Here is a 22,422-nt window from a genome sequence, read left to right as displayed (position 1 = left end):
ATGCACGGGTGAAGCTCCAGCCCAAGGCAATCGACGGTTTTCTGCGCAGCCCGGACCGCAAGGTTCGGGCGGTGCTGCTTTATGGTCCCGACTCGGGGCTCGTCCGCGACCGCGCCCAGACGCTGGGCAAGACGGTGGTGCCGGACCTGTCCGACCCCTTCCGCGTCGCCGAGTTCCTGGGGCGCGCCATCGCCGACGATCCGGCGCGGCTGGCGGACGAGGCGGCGGCGATCTCGTTCACCGGCGGCCGGCGCCTGATCCGCGTTCGCGATGCCGAGGACAACGCCACCGCCGCCTTTACCGCCTTTCTGGAAAATCCGCCGCCGGGCGACAGCCTGGTGGTGGTCGAGTCGGGCGACCTCTCGGCCCGCTCCAAGCTGCGGCTTCTGTTCGAGGGGGACGATGCCGCCGCCGCCATCCCCTGCTATGTCGAAGAGGAGGCGTCGCTCGGCCGCGTCATCGCCGACATCCTGCAAGGCCATGGGCTGACCGCCGATCCCGACGTGCTGAGCTTCCTGGCCGGCAATCTCGTCGGCGACCGCATGGTGGCCCGCGGCGAGGCGGAAAAGCTGGCGCTCTACATGGGCAGCGAAAAGCGCGTGCGGCTGGAGGATGCCCAGGCCTGCATCGGCGACAGCGCCGCCCTGTCGATGGACGAGCCGGTGTGGGCGGCGGCGGAGGGCGACTTCGCCACGCTCGACCGTTCGCTGGCGCGCCTGTTCGCCGAGGGCACCTCGCCGGTGCCGATCCTGCGCGGCGCCCAGCGCCATTTCCAGCGTCTGCAACTGCTCACCGCCCAGGTCGCTGCCGGCAAGTCGGCGGAGGCCGCCGTCGAGTCGCTGCGCCCGCCGGTCTTCTTCAAGCTGAAGACCCGGCTGGTCAGGCAGGCGCGCCACTGGTCGCCCAACCATGTCCGGCAGGCGCTGGAACGGCTGGTGGATGCCGAGGCCGACTGCAAGCGCACCAACATGCCGGACGAGACCCTGTGCGCCCGCGTGCTGTTCCAGCTCGCCTCGCTGGGAGCCCGGCGCTGACTTGACCGTTGGGGGCGGCGCGCTATCTGGCGGAGCATGAGCGACGCCACCTACACCGCGCCACCGCCCGCCCCCTTCCGGGTCCGCTGGTGGCAACCCCTACTGTTCTGGGTCATCGTCAACGCCTGGGGCTTCGTCGAGCGGGGCGGACAGCCTTTTGCCGGACACCACCCGTCGCCCCTGCAGCCGCCGGGCTGGATCTTCCCGGTGATGTGGTTCACGCTGAACGTTTTCCAGATCTGGGGCGACATCCGCCTGATCGACCCGGCGCGGCGGCTCCGCAGCCGCGGGCTTCTGATCGGCCTCCAGGCGGTGACCTGGGCGATCTACGCCACCTTCAGCCTCGTCTATTTCACGCTGGGCAGTTCGATCCTCGCCGCGGCCTGGACAGTCTCTTTCTTCGTGATCACGTCGATCTGCATCGCGTTGGTGGCGCGGGATGACCGGAGCATCGCGCTGATCTGGACGCCGCTGATCCTGTGGACCGGTTTCGCCTCGGTGGTCGGCATCCACAACGCCCTCATCAACCCCGATCCGCTGTTCGGGACTCCGGCCCTTTGGGGATAATACCCGGATAAAAACCTTGCGCGGAATATCACCCGGGTATAATCAGTCGGGACTGATAACCCGCGGGGGAACGAAGGCTATGGCGGCTACGGCTGGGAAAGAGAATCGCAAGGCGGCGCTGGCCGCCTACAAGGAGCGCAAAAGCGTGGCCGGCGTCTTCGCCGTCCGTTGCGGGGCCGCCGGTGCGGTATGGGTGGGCGGCGCGCCGGACCTCGACAAGATCCAGAACCGCCTCTGGTTCCAGTTGAAGATGGGCGGTTGCCCGCACCGCAGCCTGCAAGCGGCGTGGAACACCCATGGCGCCGAGTCGCTGGCGTTCGAAATCGTCGAGCCGCTGGAGGATGAAGAGCTTGCCTTCGCCCGCGCCGCCGCCCTGAAGGGGCGGGTCGCCCATTGGGTCGCGGCATTGCGGGCGGAAGCGATCTGAGGGCGAGCGCTCAGCCGCGGTAGTCGTGAACCCGGCCGGTGAAGTCGGTCACGCGATAGCCGCCCTCGCCCTGCTCCTCGATCCAGGCCGGGGCGGCGGGGGCCTTGCCATGGCCGCCGGGAATGTCGAGCACGTAGGTCGGCTGGCACAGGCCGGACAGTCTCCCACGCAGGCCGGTCACCAGTGCCTGCCCCTCCGCCAGCGTCGGGCGGAAATGGCTGGTGCCGGCGGCAAGGTCGGGATGGTGCAGGTAATAGGGCTTCACCCGGTTGCGCACCATCCCGCGGAACAGAGCCTCCAGCGCGGCATGGCTGTCGTTGACGCCCTTCAGCAGCACGGTCTGGCCGACCAGCGGGATGCCGGCCTCGACCAGCCGGGCGAGGGCCGCCCGCACCGGCGGGGTCAGTTCGTCGGCATGGTTGATGTGGACGGCGACCCAGGTGGCGAGGTCCGGGGCGATCAGCGCCTCCACCAGTTCCGGCGTGACACGGTCGGGATCGGCGGCGGGAATGCGGCTGTGCAGACGGACGACACCGACATGCGGCATGGCCGACAGCGCCTGGACGATCCCGCGCAGCCGGCGCGGCGACAGCAGCAGCGGATCGCCGCCGGTGACGACGACCTCCCACACCTCCTCATGATCGCGGATATAGGCCAGAGCGGCCTCCATCTCGTCGGCGGTCAGCGCCTCGCCGCCCGGGCCGACCATCTCGCGGCGGAAGCAGAAACGGCAATAGACCGCGCAGGCGTGCAGCGGCTTCAGCAGCACCCGGTCGGGATAGCGGTGAACGATGCCCTTCACCGGGCTGCGCGCCACGTCGCCGATGGGATCCTTGAGTTCCTCCGGCATGCTGTACGCCTCGGCCGGGGAGGGCACGTACTGGGCATAGAGGGGATCCTGCGGATCCATGCGTCCGGCCAGCGTCTCGCGCAGGTACGGGGTCAGCGCCACGGCATAGCGGTCGGCGACCGTACGCACGGCATCGCCGGCCTCCGGTGTCATCAGCCCGGCGGCCACCAGATCGGAAACACTGTGCAGGGCCTTCATCGCTCTTTCCCGCTTCGACGGAATGGGTCATGTAGGAAAGCGACCGCTCTTACTCCTGCGAGACCCATGCTGTCGACTCTTCCCCGCCTGATCGGCCATCGCGGCGCCAAGGAAAGCGCCCCGGAAAACACCCTCGCCTCGATCCGCGAAGCTGCCCGCCAGGGCGCCCGCTGGGTCGAGGTGGACGTCATGCTGACCCGCGACCTGCGCCCTGTGCTGATCCATGACGACACGCTGGACCGCACCACCACCGGCAGCGGCGCCGTCCCGCTGCTGGATCTGGCGGATTTGCAGATGCTCGACGCCGGGCGCTGGTTCGATGCCGCCTTCGTCGGCGAGCGCGTGCCGACGCTGGAGGAGGCGGCAGCGCTGGTCCATGACCTGGGCCTTGGCCTGAATCTGGAGATCAAGCCCTATCCGGGGCAGGAGGAGATCACGGCGGAGGTGGCGCTGAACACCCTGCGCCCGCTGTGGCCATCCGACCGGCCGCTTCTGCTCTCCAGCTTCGAGGTTCCCTGCCTGGAGGTGGCGCAGCGTCTGTGGCCGGAGATCCCGCGCGGCTATCTGCTGTGGGACCCGCCGGCCGACTGGGCTTCCATCGCCGACCGCATCGGCGCGGCGACGCTGAACGTCCACCAGGACCGCCAGACGGCCGACAGTGTGGCGGAATACCGAGCCACCGGCCGGCCGGTGCTGGCCTACACCGTCAACGACGCGGAACGGGCCCGAACGCTGTTCGGCTGGGGCGTGTCGGCGGTCTTCACCGATGCGCCCGGCCGGCTGGCCGGCGAACTGGCGCATGATGCCTGATGGGGAGCCCGATGATCCGCCGGTGGACCGGTCGATAAGCTGACGCTTCCGTTCGCGACTGCGGCAATTCGTGAACGTTTTTTGCGCGAGGGGATGAATCCGCTCGTCGGGCGCGCCAATTCCTCATATATAGAACCGCACTGGCGATCCCGCCGGAACCCACGCGGATTCCGGCGGAGCTTTTCGTCGTCCGGTAGTCCGCCGCTTTGGTCCGGCGTCCCACGGGATGCCACGTTCGGTCTTTGGAGGGTTCGTTGAAGGCGTTGAAGCCGTTGCCGATGTCCGGCCGGGAGGTTTTGCCGCTCGTCGAGGGTGGCAAGGGTATTGCCGTTTCCAACGGAGAAAGCTCCGGCGCCTGGGCGGCTGCCGGCGGGATTGGCACCTTCTCGGGTGTCAACGCCGACAGCTATGATGAGAACGGCAACCTTCTGCCGCAGATCTATAATGGCAAGACCCGGCGCGAGCGCCATAACGAGCTGATCGCCTTCGGCATCGAGGGCGGCATCGCCCAGGCGCGCATCGCGCACGAGACGTCGAACGGCAACGGCCGCATCCACATGAACGTCCTGTGGGAAATGGGCGGCGCCGAGCACATCCTGCATGGCGTGCTGGAAGGCGCTCAGGGCATGATTCACGGCGTCACCTGCGGCGCCGGCATGCCTTACAAGGTTGCTGAGATCGCCGTGAGCTACGGCGTCCATTACTATCCGATCGTCTCGTCGGCCCGCGCCTTCCGCGCCTTGTGGCTGCGCGCCTACCACAAGTTCCGGGAACATCTCGGCGGCGTGGTGTATGAGGATCCGTGGCTGGCCGGCGGTCACAACGGCCTGTCCAACTCCGAAGACCCGCAGAAGCCGGAGGATCCGTTCCCCCGCGTCCTGGCCCTGCGCCAGATGATGAACAGCTTCGGGCTGAACGACACCCCCATCGTGATGGCGGGCGGCGTCTGGTGGCTGTCGGAGTGGGAGGATTGGATCGACAACCCCGACCTGGGGCCCGTCGCCTTCCAGTTCGGCACCCGTCCGCTGCTGACCCAGGAGAGCCCGATCTCCATGGCGTGGAAGCGCAAGCTGGTGGCGCTGCAGCCGGGCGACGTCTTCCTGAACCGCTTCTCCCCCACCGGCTTCTACTCGTCGGCGGTGAAGAACCCCTTCCTGCTGGACCTGATGGCCCGGTCCGAGCGTCAGGTCGCCTATCTGTCCAAGCCGGTGGGCGAGCATTCGGCCGAATTCCCGGTTGGTCCGCGCGGCCGTCCGGTCTACGTGACCGAAAGCGACAAGCAGCGCGCCGAGGGCTGGCTGTCCCAGGGCTTCACCACAGCCCTGAAGACGCCGGACAGCACGCTGGTCTTCGTCACGCCCCAGCAGTCGAAAAAGATCCTGCACGATCAGGTCGACTGCATGGGTTGCCTGTCGGCTTGCGGCTTCTCCAACTGGGCGCAGAACGAGGAAGGCACGACGGGCAAGCGCGCCGATCCGCGCTCCTTCTGCATCCAGAAGACGCTCCAGGCGGTCAGCCACACCGACGACTGCGAAAATCAGCTGATGTTCGCGGGGCACAACGCCTACCGCTTCGCCAGCGATCCTTATTACAACGACGGCTTCATCCCCACGGTGAAGCAGCTGATCGAACGGATCGCCACCGGCTACTGACCGGTCGCATTCACCGGATGGGCAAGGCCGTCGGCGGGAAACCGTCGGCGGCCTTTGCATTGGGCCATTACGGGCATTCATCCGGTTTGGGCGGCTCTCCAGACCATGTCTCCATTGACGTCGCTGCGACAATGGCTTGCGTGAGCTTTCCGAATGGTTTTACTCTTAAACAGAATGCGGCCTAGTGCCGCGGTTCTGTTTTGGACTCCGTGTCCGACCCCACTGTCGACAGTACGGGTGCCTCGCCCATGATGACCGCCGAACGCCCCTTCAAGCGAGCCCTCGACCGGCTGAACGGCGCTGGACTGCGCCCGACCCGCCAGCGCCTCGGCCTCGCCCGCATGCTGTTCGAAGGTTGCGACCGGCATGTCACGGCGGAGCAGCTGCACTGCGAGGCGCTTGCCGCCGACCTGCCGGTGTCGCTGGCGACCGTCTACAACACGCTGAACCAGTTCACCGCCGCAGGGCTTCTGCGCGAGGTGGTGGTGGAGGCGGGAAAATCCTACTTCGACACCAATACCAGCGACCACCACCATTTCTTCGTCGAATCCACCGGCCGGCTGGAGGATATCCCCGCCGACCGGCTGACGGTGCAGAACCTTCCGGCCGCCCCCGCCGGCACCCGCGTCGCCCGCGTCGACGTGATCGTCCGCCTGATCGAGGACGACGTCTGATCCTGCCCCCTTGCCGATGGTCCGGTGCTCAGCCCTCGTCAGGCTGCGTCGGAGCGGGGGCGCGGTCGACGAAGGGCCAGCGGATGAAGGCGAAGGCCCAGACCGCCAGGACGTTGAGGTAGGGGAACAGCAACAGCAGGATCCACAGCGGGCTGCGCCCGGCCTTGGCCAGAACCCAGCCGCCGGCGATCAGCATGTACATCGTGACGATGGAGCCGATCAGCAGTTCCCAGAAGCCGAGCTGGATCACGGTCTCCGTCATGCCGTCCTCCGTGCCTTGACCTTGCGCGCCTGCCGTGCCGGCAGAACCGGCCATCGGCTATGCGCCATCACGCCGATGGGCACCACATGCCCGAGCGGCACCAGAGAGAACAGGGCCCACAGCGGCGAGAAGCCGGCCCGCCGCAGAATGCGCGACAGCGGCCAGACGATGGCGATCTGGAACAGCATCAGCCCCAGGAGCGGCCCCTGGAACAGGCTATCGATGAAATCCTGCAGCATGCCCGACGGGATCCTCCTTCACATCGTCGCCGGGCAGAGAAGCGCGAGCTGCGGGCTTTGTCGAGGCAAACTTTTCCCCAAACCCTTCCCTCAAACTCTTCCCATGCACGACAGCCGGCCGAAGCATCTCCGATCCCGCCCGGATCAGGGGTGAGCGAACGTGAAAATGCCCGCACCGGCATGCTACAGTTCGTCGCGTCCGGCCGTTCCGGCTTGACGCCTCTCCAGCATTCAGACGCGGCGGACCATTTCCTTTGACGGATCTCTCCGAACCGGACATTGGCGCACGCGGGACGTGGTGGCGCTTATCGTCTCTGCCGCCCGTCGCCGCGATGCGCATCGGCCTGCTTGTGGCGGTGATCGCCGGTTTCTGGCTGGTCGCCTACGCCGACCTTGAGCGGGCGCGCGACCGGGCGATCCATGATGGTCTGCGCCAGACCGCCAACCTCTCGACCCTGCTGGAGGAGGATGCCCGCCGCGTCATGGTCGTGGCCGGCTATACCCTGCGGGGCATGACGGAGAGCGGGCAGATTCCCGCCTACCTGCTTGGTGAAGCGGCCGGGTCACCCGGTGTGGACTCCGGGCCGGGCCTGGCTCTGCGGACCCTGCTGATCGTGGAACCGGACGGGCGGGTTCGGCAATCTTCCGGCCTGGACGCCCCGGCAACGGTCGCCGGAAGCCGGCTGGCCCAGGCGGCGGCCGGCAGGTCGGGGTCCTTCATCGGACCCTATCAGGAGCCGGGCGGCGGCTGGCGTGCGGCAATCGTCCGGCCGCTGGCGGATGGCAGCGGCGTGGCGGTGGGGCTGCTCGACCTCGACCGTTTCGCCCGGCTTTATGCGACACAGAACATCGGGCCGCGCAGCATCATCCTCCTTTATGGCGAGGACGGGGTGGTTCTCGCCCATTCCCGGGTCAGCGTGACTCTCGACCAGAACCGCGCCGCCTTCGCCGACATCCTGCCCCGCCTGTCCACCGGTGAGGCTGCGCGGACGCTGTCCGGCTTCGACCCGACCGAGGGGCGCGAGCGGATCGGCACCGTCCGCCGCGTGGGAGGGCTGCCCTTTTACGTCTATGTCCGCATCCGGACCGACGATGTGCTGGCCGGCTGGTACAACGACCGCTGGAAGCGCATCCTGGAAACCGCCGCGGTGTCGGTGGTGGTGGCGCTGCTGGCCTGTCTGGCGCTGCGGCAGCTTGGCCGGCTGGAGACGACGACGCAGGCATTGCGCGCCAGCGAACGACGCTCACAGGCGCTGTTCGACAGCAGTTTCCAGATCATGGGGCTGCTGGCGCCGGACGGCCGGGTGCTGGCGCTGAACCGGCCGGCCTGCGCCCTGGCCGGTCTGCCTGCCGAAGCGCTGGTCGGACACCGCGCCTGGGAGTTCCGCGGCTGGGCCCGCACGGACGAACTGGCGGCGGCTTTCCGCCAGTCCATCGAAAGGGCGGCCTCGGGACGCTTCGTCCGTTACGAGACCGATGTGGTCGCCGACGGGCTCACCCGCGTGATGGATGTGACGATCAAGCCGGTCTATGACGACGGGGGCGTCGTCACGGTGCTGGTGGTCGAGGCGCGCGACATCACCGAGCGGGTCGAGGCCGCCGAAAGGCTCGCCACGGCGCTCGATCAGGCGGAGGCCGCCAACCGGGCCAAGAGCGCCTTCCTGGCGACCATGAGCCACGAGCTGCGCACGCCGCTGAACGCCATCATCGGCTTTTCCGACATCATGCTGCACGAGCTGTTCGGTCCGCTGGGCAGCCCGCGCTATCGCGACTATGCCCGCCATGTGCAGAACAGCGGTCGCCACCTTCTGGACCTGATCAACGACGTGCTGGACATGTCGAAGCTGGAGGCCGGGCGCTACACGCTGGATGAAAGCTGGATGGAGCCGGCTGAAGCCATCGAGACCTGCCGGGCGCTGGCCGCGGTGCCGGCCGATGTCGGTGGGGTGACGCTGGCGGTCGAATGCCCCCCCGACCTGCCCAATCTGCTGGCCGACGAGCGTGCCTTGCGCCAGGTGCTGCTGAACCTGCTGTCGAACGCGGTCAAATTCACCCCGCGCGGCGGCCGGGTGACGGTGAGTGCGGTGCGGGAAGGGGATGGCAGGATCGCCATCACCGTGCGCGATACCGGCATCGGCATCGCCGCCGACGCGCTGGCCCGCATCCTTGAACCGTTCCAGCAGGCCGACAGCAGCATCTCCGGGCGGTTCGGCGGCACCGGGCTGGGCCTATCGATCTGCCGCGACCTGATGGCCCTGCATGGCGGCAGCCTGTCCATCGACAGCGAGCCGGGCCTCGGCACCGCCGCCACCATCCGTTTCCCCGCCGACCGTACCGGCCGGCCGGTTGCGGCGGATGGGTTGCCGGCGTAAGCCTGTCGGCGATCAAGAGCATCGAAAGGCGGACGAGATGATCGGGAATGACGGGAAGCCGGTGTCCAAGGAGAAGCTGCGCGAGCACATCGCCGCCTACAACGGCCAGTCGCGCGGCTCCAAGGAATTCGCGGCGATCCCCCGCGCGCTGGTCACCATTCTGGACGGGCTGAAACCGGGCAAGACCGGCTACGTCAAATGCCTGGACGGGCAGGTCCAGCTGTCGCGCCGCAAGGACAACAGCGTCTCGGCCGGCTGACAACGGACCGGCTAACAACGGAAAGGCGTCCTTCCCCGGCTCTGGGGAAGGACGCCTTCCATTGAAGCGTCAGGCCGTTGGGCCGTCAGGCGATCAGTGCTTGGCCGCGGCGGCGGCACCGATGCCGGTCTGGGAGCGGACGAACTGGTCCTCGAAGGCCTCGCGCTCGGCGCGGGCCGACGCGCTGCTGTCCAGCTTCGAGACGACGATGGTGACGAGGAAGGCCAGCGTCATCGAGAACAGGGCCGGCTGCTCGTAGGGGAAGATGGGGGCCGGGTTGTTCAGAACCACGACCCACACCGCGTTCGACAGCACCACCAGCGTGACGGCGGAGATCAGGCCGGCGATGCCGCCCGCCAGCGCGCCGCGCGTGGTCAGGCCCTTCCAGTACATCGACAGGATCAGCACCGGGAAGTTCACCGATGCTGCGACGCCGAAGGTCAGGCCGACCAGGAAGGCGACGTTCTGCTTCTCGAAGGCGATGCCCAGCACGACGGCCAGAACGCCCAGAACCAGCGAGGCGATCTTGGATACGCGCATCTCCTCGCGCTCCGTCGCTTCGCCCTTGCGGATGACGCGGGCGTAGAGGTCGTGGGCGATGGCGGACGCGCCGGCCAGCGCCAAGCCCGACACCACCGCCAGGATGGTGGCGAAGGCGACCGCCGACAGAAAGCCCAGGAACAGATCGCCGCCCAGCGCCTTGGCCAGATGCATCACCGGCATGTTGCCGCCGCCGATCAGCTTGCCGCCGACCTTGCCGCCTTCGAAGAACTGTGCGTCGGTGCCGACGATGGTGATCGCCGCCATGCCAAGGATGCAGACGAGCAGGAAGAAGAAGCCGATGAAGCCGGAGGCGTAGAAGACCGACTTGCGGGCCTCGCGCGCGTTGGGAACGGTGAAGAAGCGCATCATGATGTGCGGCAGGGCGGCGGTGCCGAACAGCAGGCCCAGCGACAGCGACACCGCCGACACCGGGTCGGCCAGCAGCGTGCCCGGACCCATGATCTTCACGCCGTCCTTGTGCGAGGCGATGGCGCTCTTGGCGATGGCCTCCAGGCTGAAGCCGAAGCGCGACAGTGCCAGGAAGGCCAAGACCATGCCGCCGCCCAGCAGAAGCACGGCCTTGATGATCTGCACCCAGGTGGTGGCGATCATGCCGCCGAAGGTGACGTAGACCACCATCAGCACGCCGACAACGATCACCGCGACGTTGTAGTCCAGCCCGAACAGCAGTTTGATCAGCTGGCCGGCGCCGACCATCTGGACGATCAGGTAGAAGCACACCACCGTCAGCGAGCCGATGGCGGCGAAGGTGCGGATCTTGCCCTGGTCCAGCCGGTAGGATGCAATGTCGGCGAAGGTGAAATGGCCGAGGTTGCGCAGCCGTTCGGCCAGCAGGAACAGGATGATCGGCCAGCCGACGAAGAAGCTGATGGTGTAGACGAACCCGTCATAGCCCTTGGCGAACACCAGGCTCGACAGGCCGAGCAGCGTCGCCGCCGACATGTAGTCGCCGGCAATCGCCAGACCGTTCTGGAACCCGGTGATGCCGCCGCCCGCGGTGTAGAAATCGGAGGTGGACCGGGTGCGGCTGGCCGCCCAATAGGTAATGCCCAGCGTCATCAGCACGAAGGCGATGAACATGCCGATGGCCGACAGGTTGATCGGCTGCTTTTCCAGCTGACCGACATCGCCGGCGGCAAGCGCCGGCACGGCGGCGAGGGCGGCGAAAAGGGTGGCGGCGCTGGTCGCAAGGAGGAACCGGCGGGCGGTCATTGCAGCGTCTCCCGCGTGATCTCGTCGGTCAGGTCCTGGAAGCGGCCGTTGGCGAAATGGGAATAGACGCCGGTCAGCAGCCAGGACAGGATGATGATGGCGGCCCCGATCGGGAAGCCGACGCTGAGCGACGACTCGTCGGACATCGGCTTGTGCAGCAGGCCGGGCGCGAAGGCGACCACCATCATGAAGGCGTAGTAGCCGACCAGCACGATGGCCGACAGGATCAGGGCCAGCCGGCTGCGCTGGCGCACCAGCTCGTGGAATTTGGGGTTCCGGCGAACCCTCTCATAGACGGAAGTGTTGGCGGGGGAGTGCATGTTTCCTCCAGACGCTGAACGTCCTTGGTTTGCGCCGACCCGAATTGATGGGGCTGGGCTTATGTCCTTCCGGCTAACAAAACACTGTTTCGCAAATTTCCCGGAAATATGACGAATTGTTTCAGTGCAATTCAGGCAATAATCTCACCGATTCGCGTTGAGCCGCGGCGGTGAAGCTGGAATGATGGTGGGGATTCCACCGCTCCCCGCATCCCGCCTCCGCCCGGAAAATGATCCGTTCGCCCCTGTTCCTGCGGCTGTTCTCGGCGATCCTGATCTCGCTCGGGCTGTTCTCCGCGGCGGCCTACGTCTTCTCGGTCCCCTTCATCGAGGAGACGGCCTACGAGATCGAACGCGACGCCAGCCGGACCATTCTCGACAACGTGTTCGAACTGGTCAGCCGCATCCGCGGCGGGCTGGAGGAGCAGCGGGTGGCGACCGTCGACTCCTACAAGACGCGGCTGCGCGACGTGCTGGAGCTGGCCGTCGGCTATATCGAGCATGTCTACGCCCGCGCCGACCGCGGCGAGATCACGATGGAGCAGGCGCGGCGCGAGGCGATGGAGGGGCTGCACGCCTTCCGCTACGGCAACGGCGACTATGTCTGGGCCATCGGCTACGATTCGGTGATCCTGTCGCACCCCTCGCCCGACTATCAAGGGCGCAAGGCCGACGATCTGCGCGACAATCTGGGCCGCCACATCCTGCCCACCATCGTCGCCACCGCCAAGCGCGAGGGGGAGGGGTTCCAGACCTATCCGTGGTGGCGGCCCAATGGCGACGAGCGGGCGCCGAAGCTCAGCTTCTTCAAGGATTTGCCCAGGCGCGGCATCATCGTCGGCACTGGCGCCTATCTGGCGGACGTCGACGCCGAGGTGGAGCGGCGCAAGGCCGACGCCATCGAGGATCTGCGGCAGGCCCTGCGCAAACTGCGCATCGCCCGCACCGGCTATCTGTACATCTTCGATTCGGCGAACCGGATGATCATCCACCCGAATTCGAACATCGAGGGCACCGCCTTCGGCGACCGGCTGAATTCCGCCACCGGCCGTCCCATCGCCGAGGATTTGAAGGTCGCTGCGGCAAAGGGGGAGCCGCTGACCTACCTGTGGGACAAGCCCGACGATCCCGGCAACTACGCCTACGAGAAAATCAGCTGGGTCCGGCATTTCGAGGGGTTCGACTGGTACATCGCCTCATCGGTCTATGTGGACGAGCTGCGGCGGTCGTCGGTGGTGCTGGGCAACCGCATCCTCGCCATCGGCATGGCGCTGATGGCGGCGGGCAGCCTGCTGGGCTACATCGCCGTCGGGCGGCTGGTGCGGCCGCTGCGCCGGCTGGCCGACACCGCGGTGCAGGTGAGGGCCGGCGACCTCGGCGCCCAGAGCGGCATCCGCCGCGGCGACGAGATCGGGCTGCTGGCCTCCGCCTTCGACGGTATGGTCCGGCAGTTGCGCGACACCGTCGCCACGCTGGACAGCCGGGTGCGCGACCGCACCGCCGCACTGGCGGAGGCGGAAAGCCGGCAGCGCGTGATCCTGGATGCGATTCCCGCCTGCATCGCCGGGCTGGACCGTGACGGCCGGCTGACCTTCGCCAATTTGCGCTGGGCCGAACTGGTCGGGCGCGACAAGGCGGCGGTCATCGGCCGCGATCTGGCGTCGGTCGTCGGCCGGCGGGCGATGGCGGCCCTCGTCCCCCACCTCGACCGTTGCCTGTCGGGGGAGGTGGTGACCTTCGAATATGCCTTCCAGCGCCATGGCGGCACCATGGTGACCAAGACCACGCTGATCCCCCATCGTGGCGAGGGGCGGGCAGAGGAGGGAGCGGTCACCGGCCTGTTCGTCCTGACCCTCGACATCACCGACGAGAAGCAGACCGAGCGCCAGCTGGTGGAGGCGCAGCGGCTGAAGGCGGTCGGCCAGCTGTCCGGCGGGCTGGCGCACGACTTCAACAACCTGCTGTCGATCATCATCGGCAACCTGTCGGCGGCGCGCGACCGCTACGCGGCGGTGGAGGGGCTCGACGCCTATCTGGAGCCGGCCCAGCGCGCCAGCCGGCGCGGCGCCGACATCACCGCCCGTCTGCTCGCCTTCTCCCGCCAGCAGCCGCTGAAGCCGGAGCCGATCGAACTGTGCGGCCTCTTGCGCGACATGGCCGTTCTGCTGCGCCGGTCCTTCCCCAGCTCCATCGCCATCGGCGTGCCGGGGGAGGGGCGGGAATGCTGGACCATCGCCGACCAGACCCAGCTGGAGAACGCGCTGGTCAACCTCGCCATCAACGCACGCGACGCCATGCCGAACGGCGGGCGGCTCGACATCGCCGTCGGCATCCGCAAGGTGGAAGGCGACCAGTCCTTCGACGAGCCGGTCCGGCCCGACGATTATCTGGAGATCCGCGTCACCGACACCGGCACCGGCTTCACGCCGGAGGCGCTGGCCCGCGCCGTGGAGCCCTTCTTCACGACCAAGGCCCTCGGCTCCGGCCTGGGGCTGTCGATGGTCTACGGCTTCGTCAAACAGTCGCGCGGCTATCTGCGCATCGACAGCCGTCCGGGGGAGGGGACCGCCGTCACCCTGCTGCTGCCGCGCGCCGAACCGGTTCCCCGCCTACAGGAGGCCGACCCGGCGGCGGCGGCCGAACCGCAGCCCGGCGGCTGGTCCGGCCAGCTGGCGCTGGTGGCGGAGGACAATGACGATGTCCGGCAGGTGATGCGCCAGCAGCTGGTCGACCTCGGCTTCTCGGTGGTGGAGGCGGCGAGCGGCGACGAGGCAGCGGAGCTGGTGGAGCAGATCGACGGGTTGTCGCTGCTGGTCTCCGACATCGTCATGCCCGGCTTGTCTGGCGTGGAGCTGGCGCGGCGCGCCCGGCTGCTGCGGCCGGCCATGCGGGTGGTTCTGGTCAGCGGATTCGCTGTCGAGTATGGCGACGTCCCCGCCGATGCCGTCATACTGCGGAAGCCATGGGACAAGCGGGAGCTGGTGGCGGCCATCGGCCACGCCGCCGAACCCGCGCCAGCCTGATACAGTTGGGCAAACAGAACGCACCTGGAAAAAAGCAGGGCGACGAGTGCCGAGGGGAAACGCGCGTGGGACAGAAGAAGCGCATCTATGTGATTGAGGACGAGGCCGACATCCGGCGGCTGGTGACGGAGGTGCTGGAAAGCTACGGCTATGAGGTGACCGGCTGGGCCAACGGGCGGGAGGCGCGGACGGCGATCCAGCGCCAGGCCCCCGACCTCTGTCTGGTCGATCTCGGCCTGCCGGACATGGACGGGCTGACCCTGGTGCGCGAGCTGTGGGAGGATGTGCGCTTCGGCGTCATCATCCTGTCCGGGCGCGGCGGCACCTCCGACCGGGTGCTGGGGCTGGAGCTTGGCGCCGACGATTACATCGTGAAGCCGTTCGAGCCGCGGGAACTGGTCGCCCGCGTCAACAGCGCCATCCGCCGTCGCGAACAGCTGGCCGGAGCGACTGCCGCCGCGGACACCGCGCGGGCGCGCTTCGGCCCCTGGGTGTTCGATCTCGGCAACCTGACGCTGACTGCCGACGATGGCCGGCAGGAAAGCCTGACCGCAGCGGAAGCCTCGCTTCTGCTCATGCTGCTGAAGGCGCCCAAGCGCGTGCTGTCGCGCGAGCATCTCCAGGGCCCGGATCAGGATCGCGACGATTTCCCTTACGACCGCAGCATCGACGTCCGCGTCTCGCGCATCCGAAAGAAGATCGAGGAGGATCCCCGCGCGCCGCGGCTGATCAAGACGGTCTATGGTGCCGGCTACCTGTTCGCCGGCGACGTGAGCTGGTTGCGCTGAAAGTGGCGCCACCCCTGCGTTTGCGCCGCAACAACCTCAATAACAATTGGTCATAATCCTGAGAAAGTTGCGCAAAGCTGGTCTGCTACAGGCTGTTTCCAACACCGCCGCGCCCAATGCCGGCGCGCAACAAAGAACCCCTGGGGAGAACGGTCCGATGAGTGAAACTGCCGCTGCAGCCGATGTCCGCACCAATCCGTACGAGCGCGACCTCGACCGCAATGCCGCCAATTTCGTCGCCCTGACGCCGCTGACCTTCCTAGAGCGTGCCGCCGCCGTGTGGCCCGACCGGCTGGCCGTCGTCCATGGTACGGTGCGCCGGACCTGGGCCGAGACCTTCATCCGTGTGCGCCGTCTGGCCGCGGCGCTGGCGAATGTAGGCATCGGCACCGGCGACACCGTCGCCATGCTGGCAGCCAACACGCCGGAACTGTTCGAGGCCCATTTCGGCGTGCCGCTGGCCGGTGCCGTGCTGAACGCCGTCAACACCCGCCTGGACGCCGAGGCCATCGCCTTCATCCTGAAGCATGGCGAAGCGAAGATCCTGATCGTCGACCGCGAGTTCTCCGGCGTCGCCAAGAAGGCGCTGGCCCTGCTCGACGCGCCGATCCCGGTGGTGGACATCGACGATCCGACCTACAGCGGCGGCGAGCTGATCGGCGACCGCGATTACGAGTCCTTCATCAGCGATGTCGGTGCCGAGCATCCCTGGACCCTGCCGGCCGACGAATGGCAGGCCATCGCGCTGAACTACACCTCCGGCACCACCGGCAACCCGAAGGGCGTCGTCTATCACCACCGCGGCGCCTATCTGAACGCGGTGTCGAACGCGCTGTCCTGGAACATGGGCGATGCGCCCGTGTATCTGTGGACGCTGCCGATGTTCCACTGCAACGGCTGGTGCTTCCCCTGGACCATCGCGGTCACCGCCGGCACCGCCGTCTGCCTGCGTCAGGTCCGCCCCGACGCCGTTCTCAAGCTGATCCGCGACGAGCGGGTGACCAACTTCTGTGGTGCGCCCATCGTCCTCAACATGCTGAACAATGCTCCGGCCGAGCTGAAGCAGGGCATCGAGCAGAAGGTCAAGGTGATGGTCGCCGGCGCTGCCCCGCCCGCCGCCGTCATCGCCGGGATGGAGCGCATGGGCTGGGAAGTCACCCATGTCTACGGCTTGACCGAATGCTACGGCCCGACCGTGGTCTGCGTCTGGCACGACCGCTGGGACGGCCTGTCGCTGGACGAGAAGGCGGCGATCAAGGCGCGCCAAGGCGTGCGCGGCCCGATGCTGGAGGCGGTGGTCGTCGCCGACCCCTTCACGCTGGAGCCGGTGCGGAAGGACGGTCGCACGATGGGTGAGATCATAATGCGCGGCAATAACGTCATGAAGGGGTATCTGAAGAACCCCAAGGCGACCGAAGAGGCCTTCGCCGGCGGCTGGTTCCACACCGGCGACCTCGCCGTCTGGCATGAGGACGGCTATGTCGAGATCAAGGACCGCTCGAAGGACATCATCATCTCCGGCGGCGAGAACATCTCGTCCATCGAGGTGGAGGATGTGCTCTACAAGCATCCCGATGTGCTGGAGGCTGCCGTCGTCGCCCGCCATGACGAGAAATGGGGCGAGACGCCCTGCGCCTTCGTCACGCTGAAGGACGGCGCTGCCGCGACCGAGGCCGACATCATCGCCTTCTGCCGGTCGCACATGGCCCACTTCAAGTGCCCGCGCACGGTGGTGTTCGGCCCGCTGCCGAAGACCTCCACCGGCAAGATCCAGAAATACGTCCTGCGCAAGCAGACCGAGGGGCTGTAAGGGGCACTTTGCCTCCTCCCTGACCCTCTTCCGCACATCGGCCGAAGCGCGCCTCTCCATCCCCCTGTTCAGCGGGGAGAGAGGCGAGCTGTGCCCTTCCATGCCTGCACGCCGCCCATTTCCAAAGGGACCCGCGCCATGAAGATCCTCTGCGCCGTCAAGCGCGTCGTCGACTACAACGTCAAGATCCGGGTGAAGACCGACCAGTCCGGCGTCGAGACGTCCAACGTGAAGTTCTCGATGAACCCGTTCGACGAGATCGCCGTCGAAGAAGCCGTGCGTCTGAAGGAGGCCGGCACGGCGACCGAAATCGTGGTGGTTTCCGTCGGTCCGATCCAGGCACAGGAGACGCTCCGCACCGCTCTCGCCATGGGGGCCGACCGTGCCATCCTGGTGCAGACCGATGTCACCCCTGAACCGCTGGCCGTCGCCAAGGTCCTCAAGGCGCTGGTCGAGAGGGAGGCCCCCGGTTTCGTCATCCTCGGCAAGCAGGCCATCGACGACGACTGCAACCAGACCGGCCAGATGCTCGCCGCCCTGCTCGGCTGGGGCCAGGGCACCTTCGCCTCAAAGGTCGCCCCGGCGGGCGATGCCGTCGCGGTCACCCGCGAGATCGACGGCGGGCTTGAGGTCGTGTCGTTGAAGCTGCCGGCGGTGGTGACCGCCGACCTGCGCCTGAACGAGCCGCGCTATGCCTCGCTGCCCAACATCATGAAGGCGAAGAAGAAGCCGCTGGAGACCGTCACGCCGGACAGCCTCGGCGTCGATGTTGCTCCGCGTCTGAAGACGGTGAAGGTCGCCGAGCCGCCGAAGCGTCAGGCCGGCATCAAGGTGCCGGACGTCGCCACCCTGGTCGACAAGCTGAAGACCGAGGCGCGGGTGATCTGAGCGCCGGCCCCGGCGCCCGCACTCCCCGCACCCCGCCCGACAGAGGAACCGCCCCATGCCCATCCTGATCCTTGCCGACCACGACAACGCCAGCCTGAAGCCCGCCACCGCCCATGCGGTGACCGCGGCATCCAAACTCGACGGCGACATTCATGTTCTGGTCGCCGGCCGCAACGCCGCCCCGGCCGCAGAGCAGGCCGCCAAGCTGGCCGGCGTCGCCAAGGTGCTGCTCGCCGACGATGCCGCCTATGAACACGCCCTGGCCGAGCCGGTCGCCGCTTTGCTGGTGTCGCTCGCCGCCGGCTACAGCCATGTCCTGGCCGCCGCCACCTCGGCCGGCAAGAATGTGCTGCCGCGCGTGGCTGCCCTGCTCGACGTGGCGATGATCTCCGACATCACCGCCGTGGTTGCCGCCGACAGCTTCGAGCGGCCGATCTATGCCGGCAACGCCATCGCCACCGTGCAGTCGGCCGACCCGGTGAAGGTGATCACCGTCCGCACCACCGCCTTCGCGGCGGCCGCCACCACCGGCAGCGCCACGGTCGAGAGCATCGCCGCCGTCGCCGATCCCGCCCTGTCGGGTTTCGTCTCGGCCGAACTGTCGAAGTCGGAGCGTCCGGAGCTGACCTCGGCCCGCATCGTCATCTCCGGCGGGCGCGGCATGCAGTCGGGCGACAACTTCCACTTGCTGGAGGCCATCGCCGACAAGCTGGGTGCCGCGGTCGGGGCCAGCCGCGCCGCCGTCGATGCCGGCTTCGTGCCGAACGACTATCAGGTCGGCCAGACCGGCAAGATCGTGGCGCCGGACCTCTATGTCGCCGTCGGCATCTCGGGCGCCATCCAGCATCTGGCCGGCATGAAGGACAGCAAGGTCATCGTCGCCATCAACAAGGACGAGGAGGCGCCGATCTTCCAGGTCGCCGATTACGGCCTCGTCGCCGACCTGTTCAAGGCCCTGCCGGAGTTGCAGCAGGCCGTCTGATCCCGTCCATCCTTTCCGTTATCCGAAGAGGTCCCCCATGACCGCCGCTGCGATCCCCTACACCCCGCCGCTGAAAGAGATCCGCTTCGTCCTCGACCATCTCGCCGGCATGGCCGAGGTGGCGGCTCTACCCGGCTTCGAGGATGCCAGCCCCGACATGGTGGACAGCATCCTGGACGAGGCGGCGAAGATTGCCGAGAACGTCCTGGCGCCGCTGAACCGCATCGGCGACGTCCAGGGGGCCAAGCTCGGTGCCGACGGCGTCGCTCGCACGGCGGAGGGCTGGGGGACGGCATGGCAGGCGCTGGTCGAAGGCGGCTGGAACGGGCTGCCCTTCGATCCGGCGCGCGGCGGCATGGGGCTGCCCAACCTGCTGAACACCGCGGTGCAGGAGATGTGGCACTCCGCCAACATGGCCTTCGCGCTCTGCCCGATGCTGACGCAGGGGGCGGTGAACGCGGTGCAGCTCTATGGCTCGGAGGCCTTGAAGGACCTCTATTTGCCCCGGATGATCTCGGGCGAGTGGACCGGGACCATGAACATCACCGAACCGCAGGCAGGCAGCGACCTCGCCGCCACGCGGTCGCGCGCGGTGCCGAACGGCGACCATTACCTCGTCACCGGGCAGAAGATCTTCATCACCTACGGCGACCATGACCTGACGGAGAACATCGTCCATCTGGTGCTGGCCCGCCTGCCCGATGCGCCTCCCGGCGTGAAGGGCATCAGCCTGTTCGTCGTGCCCAAGTTCCTGGTCAATCCGGACGGCAGCCTGGGCGCCCGCAATCAGGTGAAATGCGTGTCGCTGGAGCACAAGCTGGGCATCCACGGCAGCCCGACCGCCGTGCTGTCCTTCGGCGACGAGGGCGGGGCGACCGGCTTCCTGGTGGGCGAACCGAACCGCGGCCTGGAATACATGTTCGCCATGATGAACCATGCCCGGCTGAACGTCGCCATGCAGGGTCTGTCGATTGCCGAGCGCGCCTACCAGCAGGCGCTGGCCTATGCCCGCGACCGCGTGCAGGGCAAGCCGCTGGGCTGGACCGAGGGCCAGTCGAAGGGCATCGTCAACCATCCCGACGTCCGCCGCCTGCTGATGGGCATGAAGGCGCGGATCGAGGCGATGCGCGGCATCCTCTACACCGCCGCCGCCGCGGTGGACGTGGCGCACCACCATGCCGACGAGGCCACCCGCGGTCGCGCCGCCCTGCTGGTCGATCTGCTGACCCCCATCGCCAAGGGCTGGTGCACCGAGACCGGCCAGCAGCTGGCGTCGGACGGCGTGCAGGTCCATGGCGGCATGGGCTTCATTGAGGAAACCGGCGCCGCCCAGCACCTGCGCGATGCCCGCATCACCACGATCTACGAGGGCACCACCGCCATCCAGGCCAACGACCTGATCAACCGCAAGCTCCTGCGCGACGGCGGAGCGACCGCCAACGGCCTGCTCGACGAGATCGCGGCGCTGGCTGGCGAGCTGTCGGGTCACACCGACGAGGCGCTGCGGGTTACTGGTGCTGAACTGGTCGGCGCGGTCCATGAGGCCAGGCAGGCGATTGCCTGGGTGCTGGCCACGGCGAAGCAGGACCCGCGTCTGCCGGCCGCCGCCTCGGTCACGCTGCTGGAGCTGATGGGCGTGGTCGCCGGCGGCTGGCAACTGGCCCGTGCCGCCAAGGTGGCGGCGGAGCGGCTGGCGGAGGGCGATGCCGACACCGCCTTCCTGTCGGCCAAGCCGCTGACCGCCCGCTTCTACGCCACCCATGTGCTGCCGAAGGCGGCGGCGCTGCGGGCGACCGTCGTCAACGGCTCCGCGAGCGTGATGGCGCTGAGCGAGGAGCAGCTGTTCGGCGCGGCTTGACAGGACCGCGCTTGCCGGTTGGTGCCGGGGCCTTCGGCCCTTTGTCGGGTGTCGCGGGCGGTTGGGGGACCTCCCGCCACTGCCCCGGCGCCAGCCCGTCCAGCGTCCAGTCGCCGATGGCCCAGCGGATCAGCCGCAGGGTGGGGAAACCGACCGCCGCGGTCATGCGGCGGACCTGCCGGTTGCGTCCCTCGCGGATGGTGAGCGCAATCCAGCTGGTGGGGATGGCGGCGCGGTAGCGCACCGGCGGATCGCGCGGCCACAGCGACTCGGGCTCGTCCATCCGCCGCGCCTCGGCCGGCAGGGTGGGGCCGTCCTTCAGCATGACGCCGCGGCGCAGCGCGTCCAGCGCCTCCTCGGTCGGCACGCCCTCCACCTGCACCCAGTAGGTCTTCGGCATCTTGTTGGCCGGCGAGGCGATGCGGGCGATCAGCGGGCCGTCGTCGCTCAGCGCCAGCAGCCCCTCGCTGTCGCGGTCGAGCCGGCCGGCGGCATAGACACCCTTCACCGGGACCAGCTCCGCCAGGGTGGGGCGGCCCTGGTCGTCGGTGAATTGCGGCAGCACGCCATAGGGCTTGTTCAGCAGGATCAGGCGCGGCACTGGCTTGCTTCCTTGCGGAGTTCGGGAAAGGCGCTATCGTTCGCACCCCAACACTGACCTAGATAGCAGGGGTTCGGCCGTGACGCTTCTGTTCTGCTCCGCCAGCGACAGCGCCGAGGATTGGCGCCGGGAAATCGCCCGTCATCTTCCCGGCCTGGAGATGCGCGTCTGGCCCGAGACCGGCGATGTCGCCGACATCGAGGTCGCGGTGGTGTGGAAGCCGCCGGCCGGAATGCTGGCGACCCTGCCCAACCTGAAGCTGATCGTGTCGCTGGGCGCCGGGGTGGAGCCGATCCTGCTGGATCCGACCCTGCCGGACGTGCCGCTGGTGCGCATGGTGGCGGACGGGCTGACGGCCGACATGGCCGGCTATGTCGTCTTCCAGGTTCTGTACTGGCACCGGCTGATGGACCGGTACGACGCCCTCCAGGCCGAGACGCGGTGGGAGCAGCTGGACCATCGTCCGGCGTCCGAGGTGACCGTCGGCATCCTGGGGATGGGCGAGCTGGGGGCGGCCTCGGCCCGCACGCTGCGGACGCTGGAATACCGGCTGATGGGCTGGAGCCGCAGCCCCAAGAGCATCGAGGGGGTGGAGAGCTTCTCCGGTCCCGACGGGCTGGCGGCGATGCTGCCGCAATGCGATGTGCTGGTCTGCCTGCTGCCGCTGACCGAGGAAACCCGCGGCATCATGAATGCCGGCCTGTTCGCCGCCCTGCCCAAGGGGGCGGTTGTCATCAACGCGGCGCGCGGCGGGCATCTGGTCGAGTCGGACCTGCTGGATGCGCTGGAGAGCGGGCATCTGCGCGGTGCCAGCCTGGATGTCTTCGCGACGGAGCCGTTGCCGGCGGACCATCCGCTCTGGCGTCACCCGCGGGTCCGCATCACCCCCCATGTCGCCGGGGTCACCCACCCGTCGCTGTGCGCCGGGCAGGTGGCCACCGCGGTGACGGCGCTCCGCGAAGGCCGGCCGATACCCAATCTGGTGGACCGCGGCCGGGGCTACTGAGGGTTATTCTCTGCCCTCAATCGGCG

General features: G+C 68.0%; 21 protein-coding genes. 15 read left to right on the top strand and 6 right to left on the bottom strand.

Annotated elements, in window-relative coordinates:
- Positions 1-8 precede the first annotated feature (8 nt).
- The 3 genes from holA to ABNQ38_RS22205 all read left to right on the top strand — a co-directional run bounded on the left by holA (position 9) and on the right by ABNQ38_RS22205 (position 2,028).
- The gene (gene holA / locus ABNQ38_RS22215) at positions 9-1,034 is read left to right on the top strand and encodes a DNA polymerase III subunit delta (RefSeq protein WP_377808081.1); all 1,026 of its coding nucleotides are present in this window, start codon (positions 9-11) and stop codon (positions 1,032-1,034) included.
- Between the two features lie 36 nt (positions 1,035-1,070).
- A complete protein-coding gene (locus ABNQ38_RS22210) occupies positions 1,071-1,601 on the top strand; it encodes a tryptophan-rich sensory protein (protein ID WP_377808079.1) in 531 nt (176 codons plus the stop codon).
- A 79-nt stretch (positions 1,602-1,680) separates the two neighbouring features.
- A complete protein-coding gene (locus ABNQ38_RS22205; protein WP_377808078.1) occupies positions 1,681-2,028 on the top strand; it encodes a GIY-YIG nuclease family protein in 348 nt (115 codons plus the stop codon).
- Between the two features lie 10 nt (positions 2,029-2,038).
- Here the strand turns inward: ABNQ38_RS22205 and ABNQ38_RS22200 are convergent, their stop codons facing one another.
- A complete protein-coding gene (locus tag ABNQ38_RS22200) occupies positions 2,039-3,076 on the bottom strand; it encodes a lysine-2,3-aminomutase-like protein (RefSeq protein WP_377808077.1) in 1,038 nt (345 codons plus the stop codon).
- A gap of 66 nt (positions 3,077-3,142) precedes the next feature.
- On the opposite strand from ABNQ38_RS22200, the gene ABNQ38_RS22195 reads away from it, so the two are divergent.
- The 3 genes from ABNQ38_RS22195 to irrA all read left to right on the top strand — a co-directional run bounded on the left by ABNQ38_RS22195 (position 3,143) and on the right by irrA (position 6,212).
- Positions 3,143-3,886 (top strand): glycerophosphoryl diester phosphodiesterase, encoded by a 744-nt coding sequence (locus ABNQ38_RS22195; RefSeq protein WP_377808076.1) that lies wholly within the window; start codon positions 3,143-3,145, stop codon positions 3,884-3,886.
- 254 nt (positions 3,887-4,140) lie between these two features.
- Positions 4,141-5,538 (top strand): NAD(P)H-dependent flavin oxidoreductase, encoded by a 1,398-nt coding sequence (locus tag ABNQ38_RS22190; RefSeq protein WP_377808074.1) that lies wholly within the window; start codon positions 4,141-4,143, stop codon positions 5,536-5,538.
- A 251-nt stretch (positions 5,539-5,789) separates the two neighbouring features.
- On the top strand, positions 5,790-6,212 hold the full coding sequence (gene irrA, locus ABNQ38_RS22185) for an iron response transcriptional regulator IrrA (protein WP_377810106.1): 423 nt from the start codon (positions 5,790-5,792) through the stop codon (positions 6,210-6,212).
- Between the two features lie 28 nt (positions 6,213-6,240).
- Here irrA and ABNQ38_RS22180 read toward each other — a convergent pair whose 3' ends face one another.
- On the bottom strand, positions 6,241-6,474 hold the full coding sequence (locus ABNQ38_RS22180; protein WP_174473292.1) for a hypothetical protein: 234 nt from the start codon (positions 6,472-6,474) through the stop codon (positions 6,241-6,243).
- Entirely contained in the window at positions 6,471-6,713 is a 243-nt protein-coding gene (locus ABNQ38_RS22175; protein ID WP_377808073.1) for a hypothetical protein, read from the bottom strand. The genes ABNQ38_RS22180 and ABNQ38_RS22175 overlap by 4 nt, the downstream gene beginning before the upstream one ends.
- Before the next feature lie 254 nt (positions 6,714-6,967).
- Between ABNQ38_RS22175 and ABNQ38_RS22170 the strand changes: the two genes are divergently transcribed.
- Positions 6,968-9,085: an ATP-binding protein gene (locus tag ABNQ38_RS22170; protein ID WP_377808072.1), complete on the top strand. Its 2,118-nt coding sequence runs from the start codon at positions 6,968-6,970 to the stop codon at positions 9,083-9,085.
- A gap of 37 nt (positions 9,086-9,122) precedes the next feature.
- Positions 9,123-9,344 (top strand): hypothetical protein, encoded by a 222-nt coding sequence (locus ABNQ38_RS22165; protein WP_098740694.1) that lies wholly within the window; start codon positions 9,123-9,125, stop codon positions 9,342-9,344.
- Between the two features lie 93 nt (positions 9,345-9,437).
- Here ABNQ38_RS22165 and ABNQ38_RS22160 read toward each other — a convergent pair whose 3' ends face one another.
- Both ABNQ38_RS22160 and ABNQ38_RS22155 read right to left on the bottom strand, forming a co-directional pair.
- On the bottom strand, positions 9,438-11,120 hold the full coding sequence (locus ABNQ38_RS22160) for a cation acetate symporter (protein WP_377808071.1): 1,683 nt from the start codon (positions 11,118-11,120) through the stop codon (positions 9,438-9,440).
- Positions 11,117-11,440 (bottom strand): DUF485 domain-containing protein, encoded by a 324-nt coding sequence (locus ABNQ38_RS22155; protein ID WP_377808070.1) that lies wholly within the window; start codon positions 11,438-11,440, stop codon positions 11,117-11,119. The genes ABNQ38_RS22160 and ABNQ38_RS22155 overlap by 4 nt, the downstream gene beginning before the upstream one ends.
- A gap of 230 nt (positions 11,441-11,670) precedes the next feature.
- Between ABNQ38_RS22155 and ABNQ38_RS22150 the strand changes: the two genes are divergently transcribed.
- The 6 genes from ABNQ38_RS22150 (at position 11,671) to ABNQ38_RS22125 (ending at position 20,789) form a co-directional block, all read left to right on the top strand.
- Positions 11,671-14,463, top strand: coding sequence for a cache domain-containing protein (locus tag ABNQ38_RS22150; protein ID WP_377808069.1), 2,793 nt, complete (start codon positions 11,671-11,673; stop codon positions 14,461-14,463).
- 65 nt (positions 14,464-14,528) lie between these two features.
- Entirely contained in the window at positions 14,529-15,251 is a 723-nt protein-coding gene (locus ABNQ38_RS22145) for a response regulator transcription factor (protein WP_377808068.1), read from the top strand.
- 157 nt (positions 15,252-15,408) lie between these two features.
- Complete coding sequence (locus ABNQ38_RS22140; protein ID WP_377808066.1) at positions 15,409-17,061, top strand: acyl-CoA synthetase; 1,653 nt, start codon at positions 15,409-15,411, stop codon at positions 17,059-17,061.
- Between the two features lie 138 nt (positions 17,062-17,199).
- Positions 17,200-17,949, top strand: a complete 750-nt coding sequence (locus ABNQ38_RS22135; protein WP_377808065.1) for an electron transfer flavoprotein subunit beta/FixA family protein — start codon at positions 17,200-17,202, stop codon at positions 17,947-17,949.
- 55 nt (positions 17,950-18,004) lie between these two features.
- Positions 18,005-18,931, top strand: a complete 927-nt coding sequence (locus tag ABNQ38_RS22130; RefSeq protein ID WP_377808064.1) for an electron transfer flavoprotein subunit alpha/FixB family protein — start codon at positions 18,005-18,007, stop codon at positions 18,929-18,931.
- Positions 18,932-18,968: 37 nt separating this feature from the next.
- Positions 18,969-20,789, top strand: a complete 1,821-nt coding sequence (locus ABNQ38_RS22125; protein ID WP_377808063.1) for an acyl-CoA dehydrogenase C-terminal domain-containing protein — start codon at positions 18,969-18,971, stop codon at positions 20,787-20,789.
- Here ABNQ38_RS22125 and ABNQ38_RS22120 read toward each other — a convergent pair.
- On the bottom strand, positions 20,731-21,390 hold the full coding sequence (locus ABNQ38_RS22120) for a pseudouridine synthase (protein WP_377808062.1): 660 nt from the start codon (positions 21,388-21,390) through the stop codon (positions 20,731-20,733). The genes ABNQ38_RS22125 and ABNQ38_RS22120 overlap by 59 nt on opposite strands.
- A 79-nt stretch (positions 21,391-21,469) precedes the next feature.
- Between ABNQ38_RS22120 and ABNQ38_RS22115 the strand changes: the two genes are divergently transcribed.
- Positions 21,470-22,396, top strand: a complete 927-nt coding sequence (locus tag ABNQ38_RS22115) for a 2-hydroxyacid dehydrogenase (RefSeq protein ID WP_377808061.1) — start codon at positions 21,470-21,472, stop codon at positions 22,394-22,396.
- Positions 22,397-22,422: the final 26 nt, after the last annotated feature.

It is taken from the genome of Azospirillum sp. A29 (assembly GCF_042604625.1).
In the GTDB taxonomy this organism is placed as follows: domain Bacteria; phylum Pseudomonadota; class Alphaproteobacteria; order Azospirillales; family Azospirillaceae; genus Azospirillum; species Azospirillum palustre.
Note: the sequence above shows the minus strand (reverse complement) of the source record. Positions and strands in the feature narration are given on the sequence as shown.

Bases quoted from the DNA above. Each gene is read 5' to 3' on its own strand.
- ABNQ38_RS22210 (WP_377808079.1), top strand. From the start codon at position 1,071: ATGAGCGACGCCACCTACACCGCGCCACCGCCCGCCCCCTTCCGGGTC.
- ABNQ38_RS22205 (WP_377808078.1), top strand. From the start codon at position 1,681: ATGGCGGCTACGGCTGGGAAAGAGAATCGCAAGGCGGCGCTGGCCGCC.
- ABNQ38_RS22200 (WP_377808077.1), bottom strand. From the start codon at position 3,076: ATGAAGGCCCTGCACAGTGTTTCCGATCTGGTGGCCGCCGGGCTGATG.
- ABNQ38_RS22195 (WP_377808076.1), top strand. From the start codon at position 3,143: ATGCTGTCGACTCTTCCCCGCCTGATCGGCCATCGCGGCGCCAAGGAA.
- irrA (WP_377810106.1), top strand. From the start codon at position 5,790: ATGACCGCCGAACGCCCCTTCAAGCGAGCCCTCGACCGGCTGAACGGC.
- ABNQ38_RS22180 (WP_174473292.1), bottom strand. From the start codon at position 6,474: ATGACGGAGACCGTGATCCAGCTCGGCTTCTGGGAACTGCTGATCGGC.
- ABNQ38_RS22175 (WP_377808073.1), bottom strand. From the start codon at position 6,713: ATGCTGCAGGATTTCATCGATAGCCTGTTCCAGGGGCCGCTCCTGGGG.
- ABNQ38_RS22165 (WP_098740694.1), top strand. From the start codon at position 9,123: ATGATCGGGAATGACGGGAAGCCGGTGTCCAAGGAGAAGCTGCGCGAG.
- ABNQ38_RS22160 (WP_377808071.1), bottom strand. From the start codon at position 11,120: ATGACCGCCCGCCGGTTCCTCCTTGCGACCAGCGCCGCCACCCTTTTC.
- ABNQ38_RS22155 (WP_377808070.1), bottom strand. From the start codon at position 11,440: ATGCACTCCCCCGCCAACACTTCCGTCTATGAGAGGGTTCGCCGGAAC.
- ABNQ38_RS22150 (WP_377808069.1), top strand. From the start codon at position 11,671: ATGATCCGTTCGCCCCTGTTCCTGCGGCTGTTCTCGGCGATCCTGATC.
- ABNQ38_RS22140 (WP_377808066.1), top strand. From the start codon at position 15,409: ATGAGTGAAACTGCCGCTGCAGCCGATGTCCGCACCAATCCGTACGAG.
- ABNQ38_RS22135 (WP_377808065.1), top strand. From the start codon at position 17,200: ATGAAGATCCTCTGCGCCGTCAAGCGCGTCGTCGACTACAACGTCAAG.
- ABNQ38_RS22130 (WP_377808064.1), top strand. From the start codon at position 18,005: ATGCCCATCCTGATCCTTGCCGACCACGACAACGCCAGCCTGAAGCCC.
- ABNQ38_RS22125 (WP_377808063.1), top strand. From the start codon at position 18,969: ATGACCGCCGCTGCGATCCCCTACACCCCGCCGCTGAAAGAGATCCGC.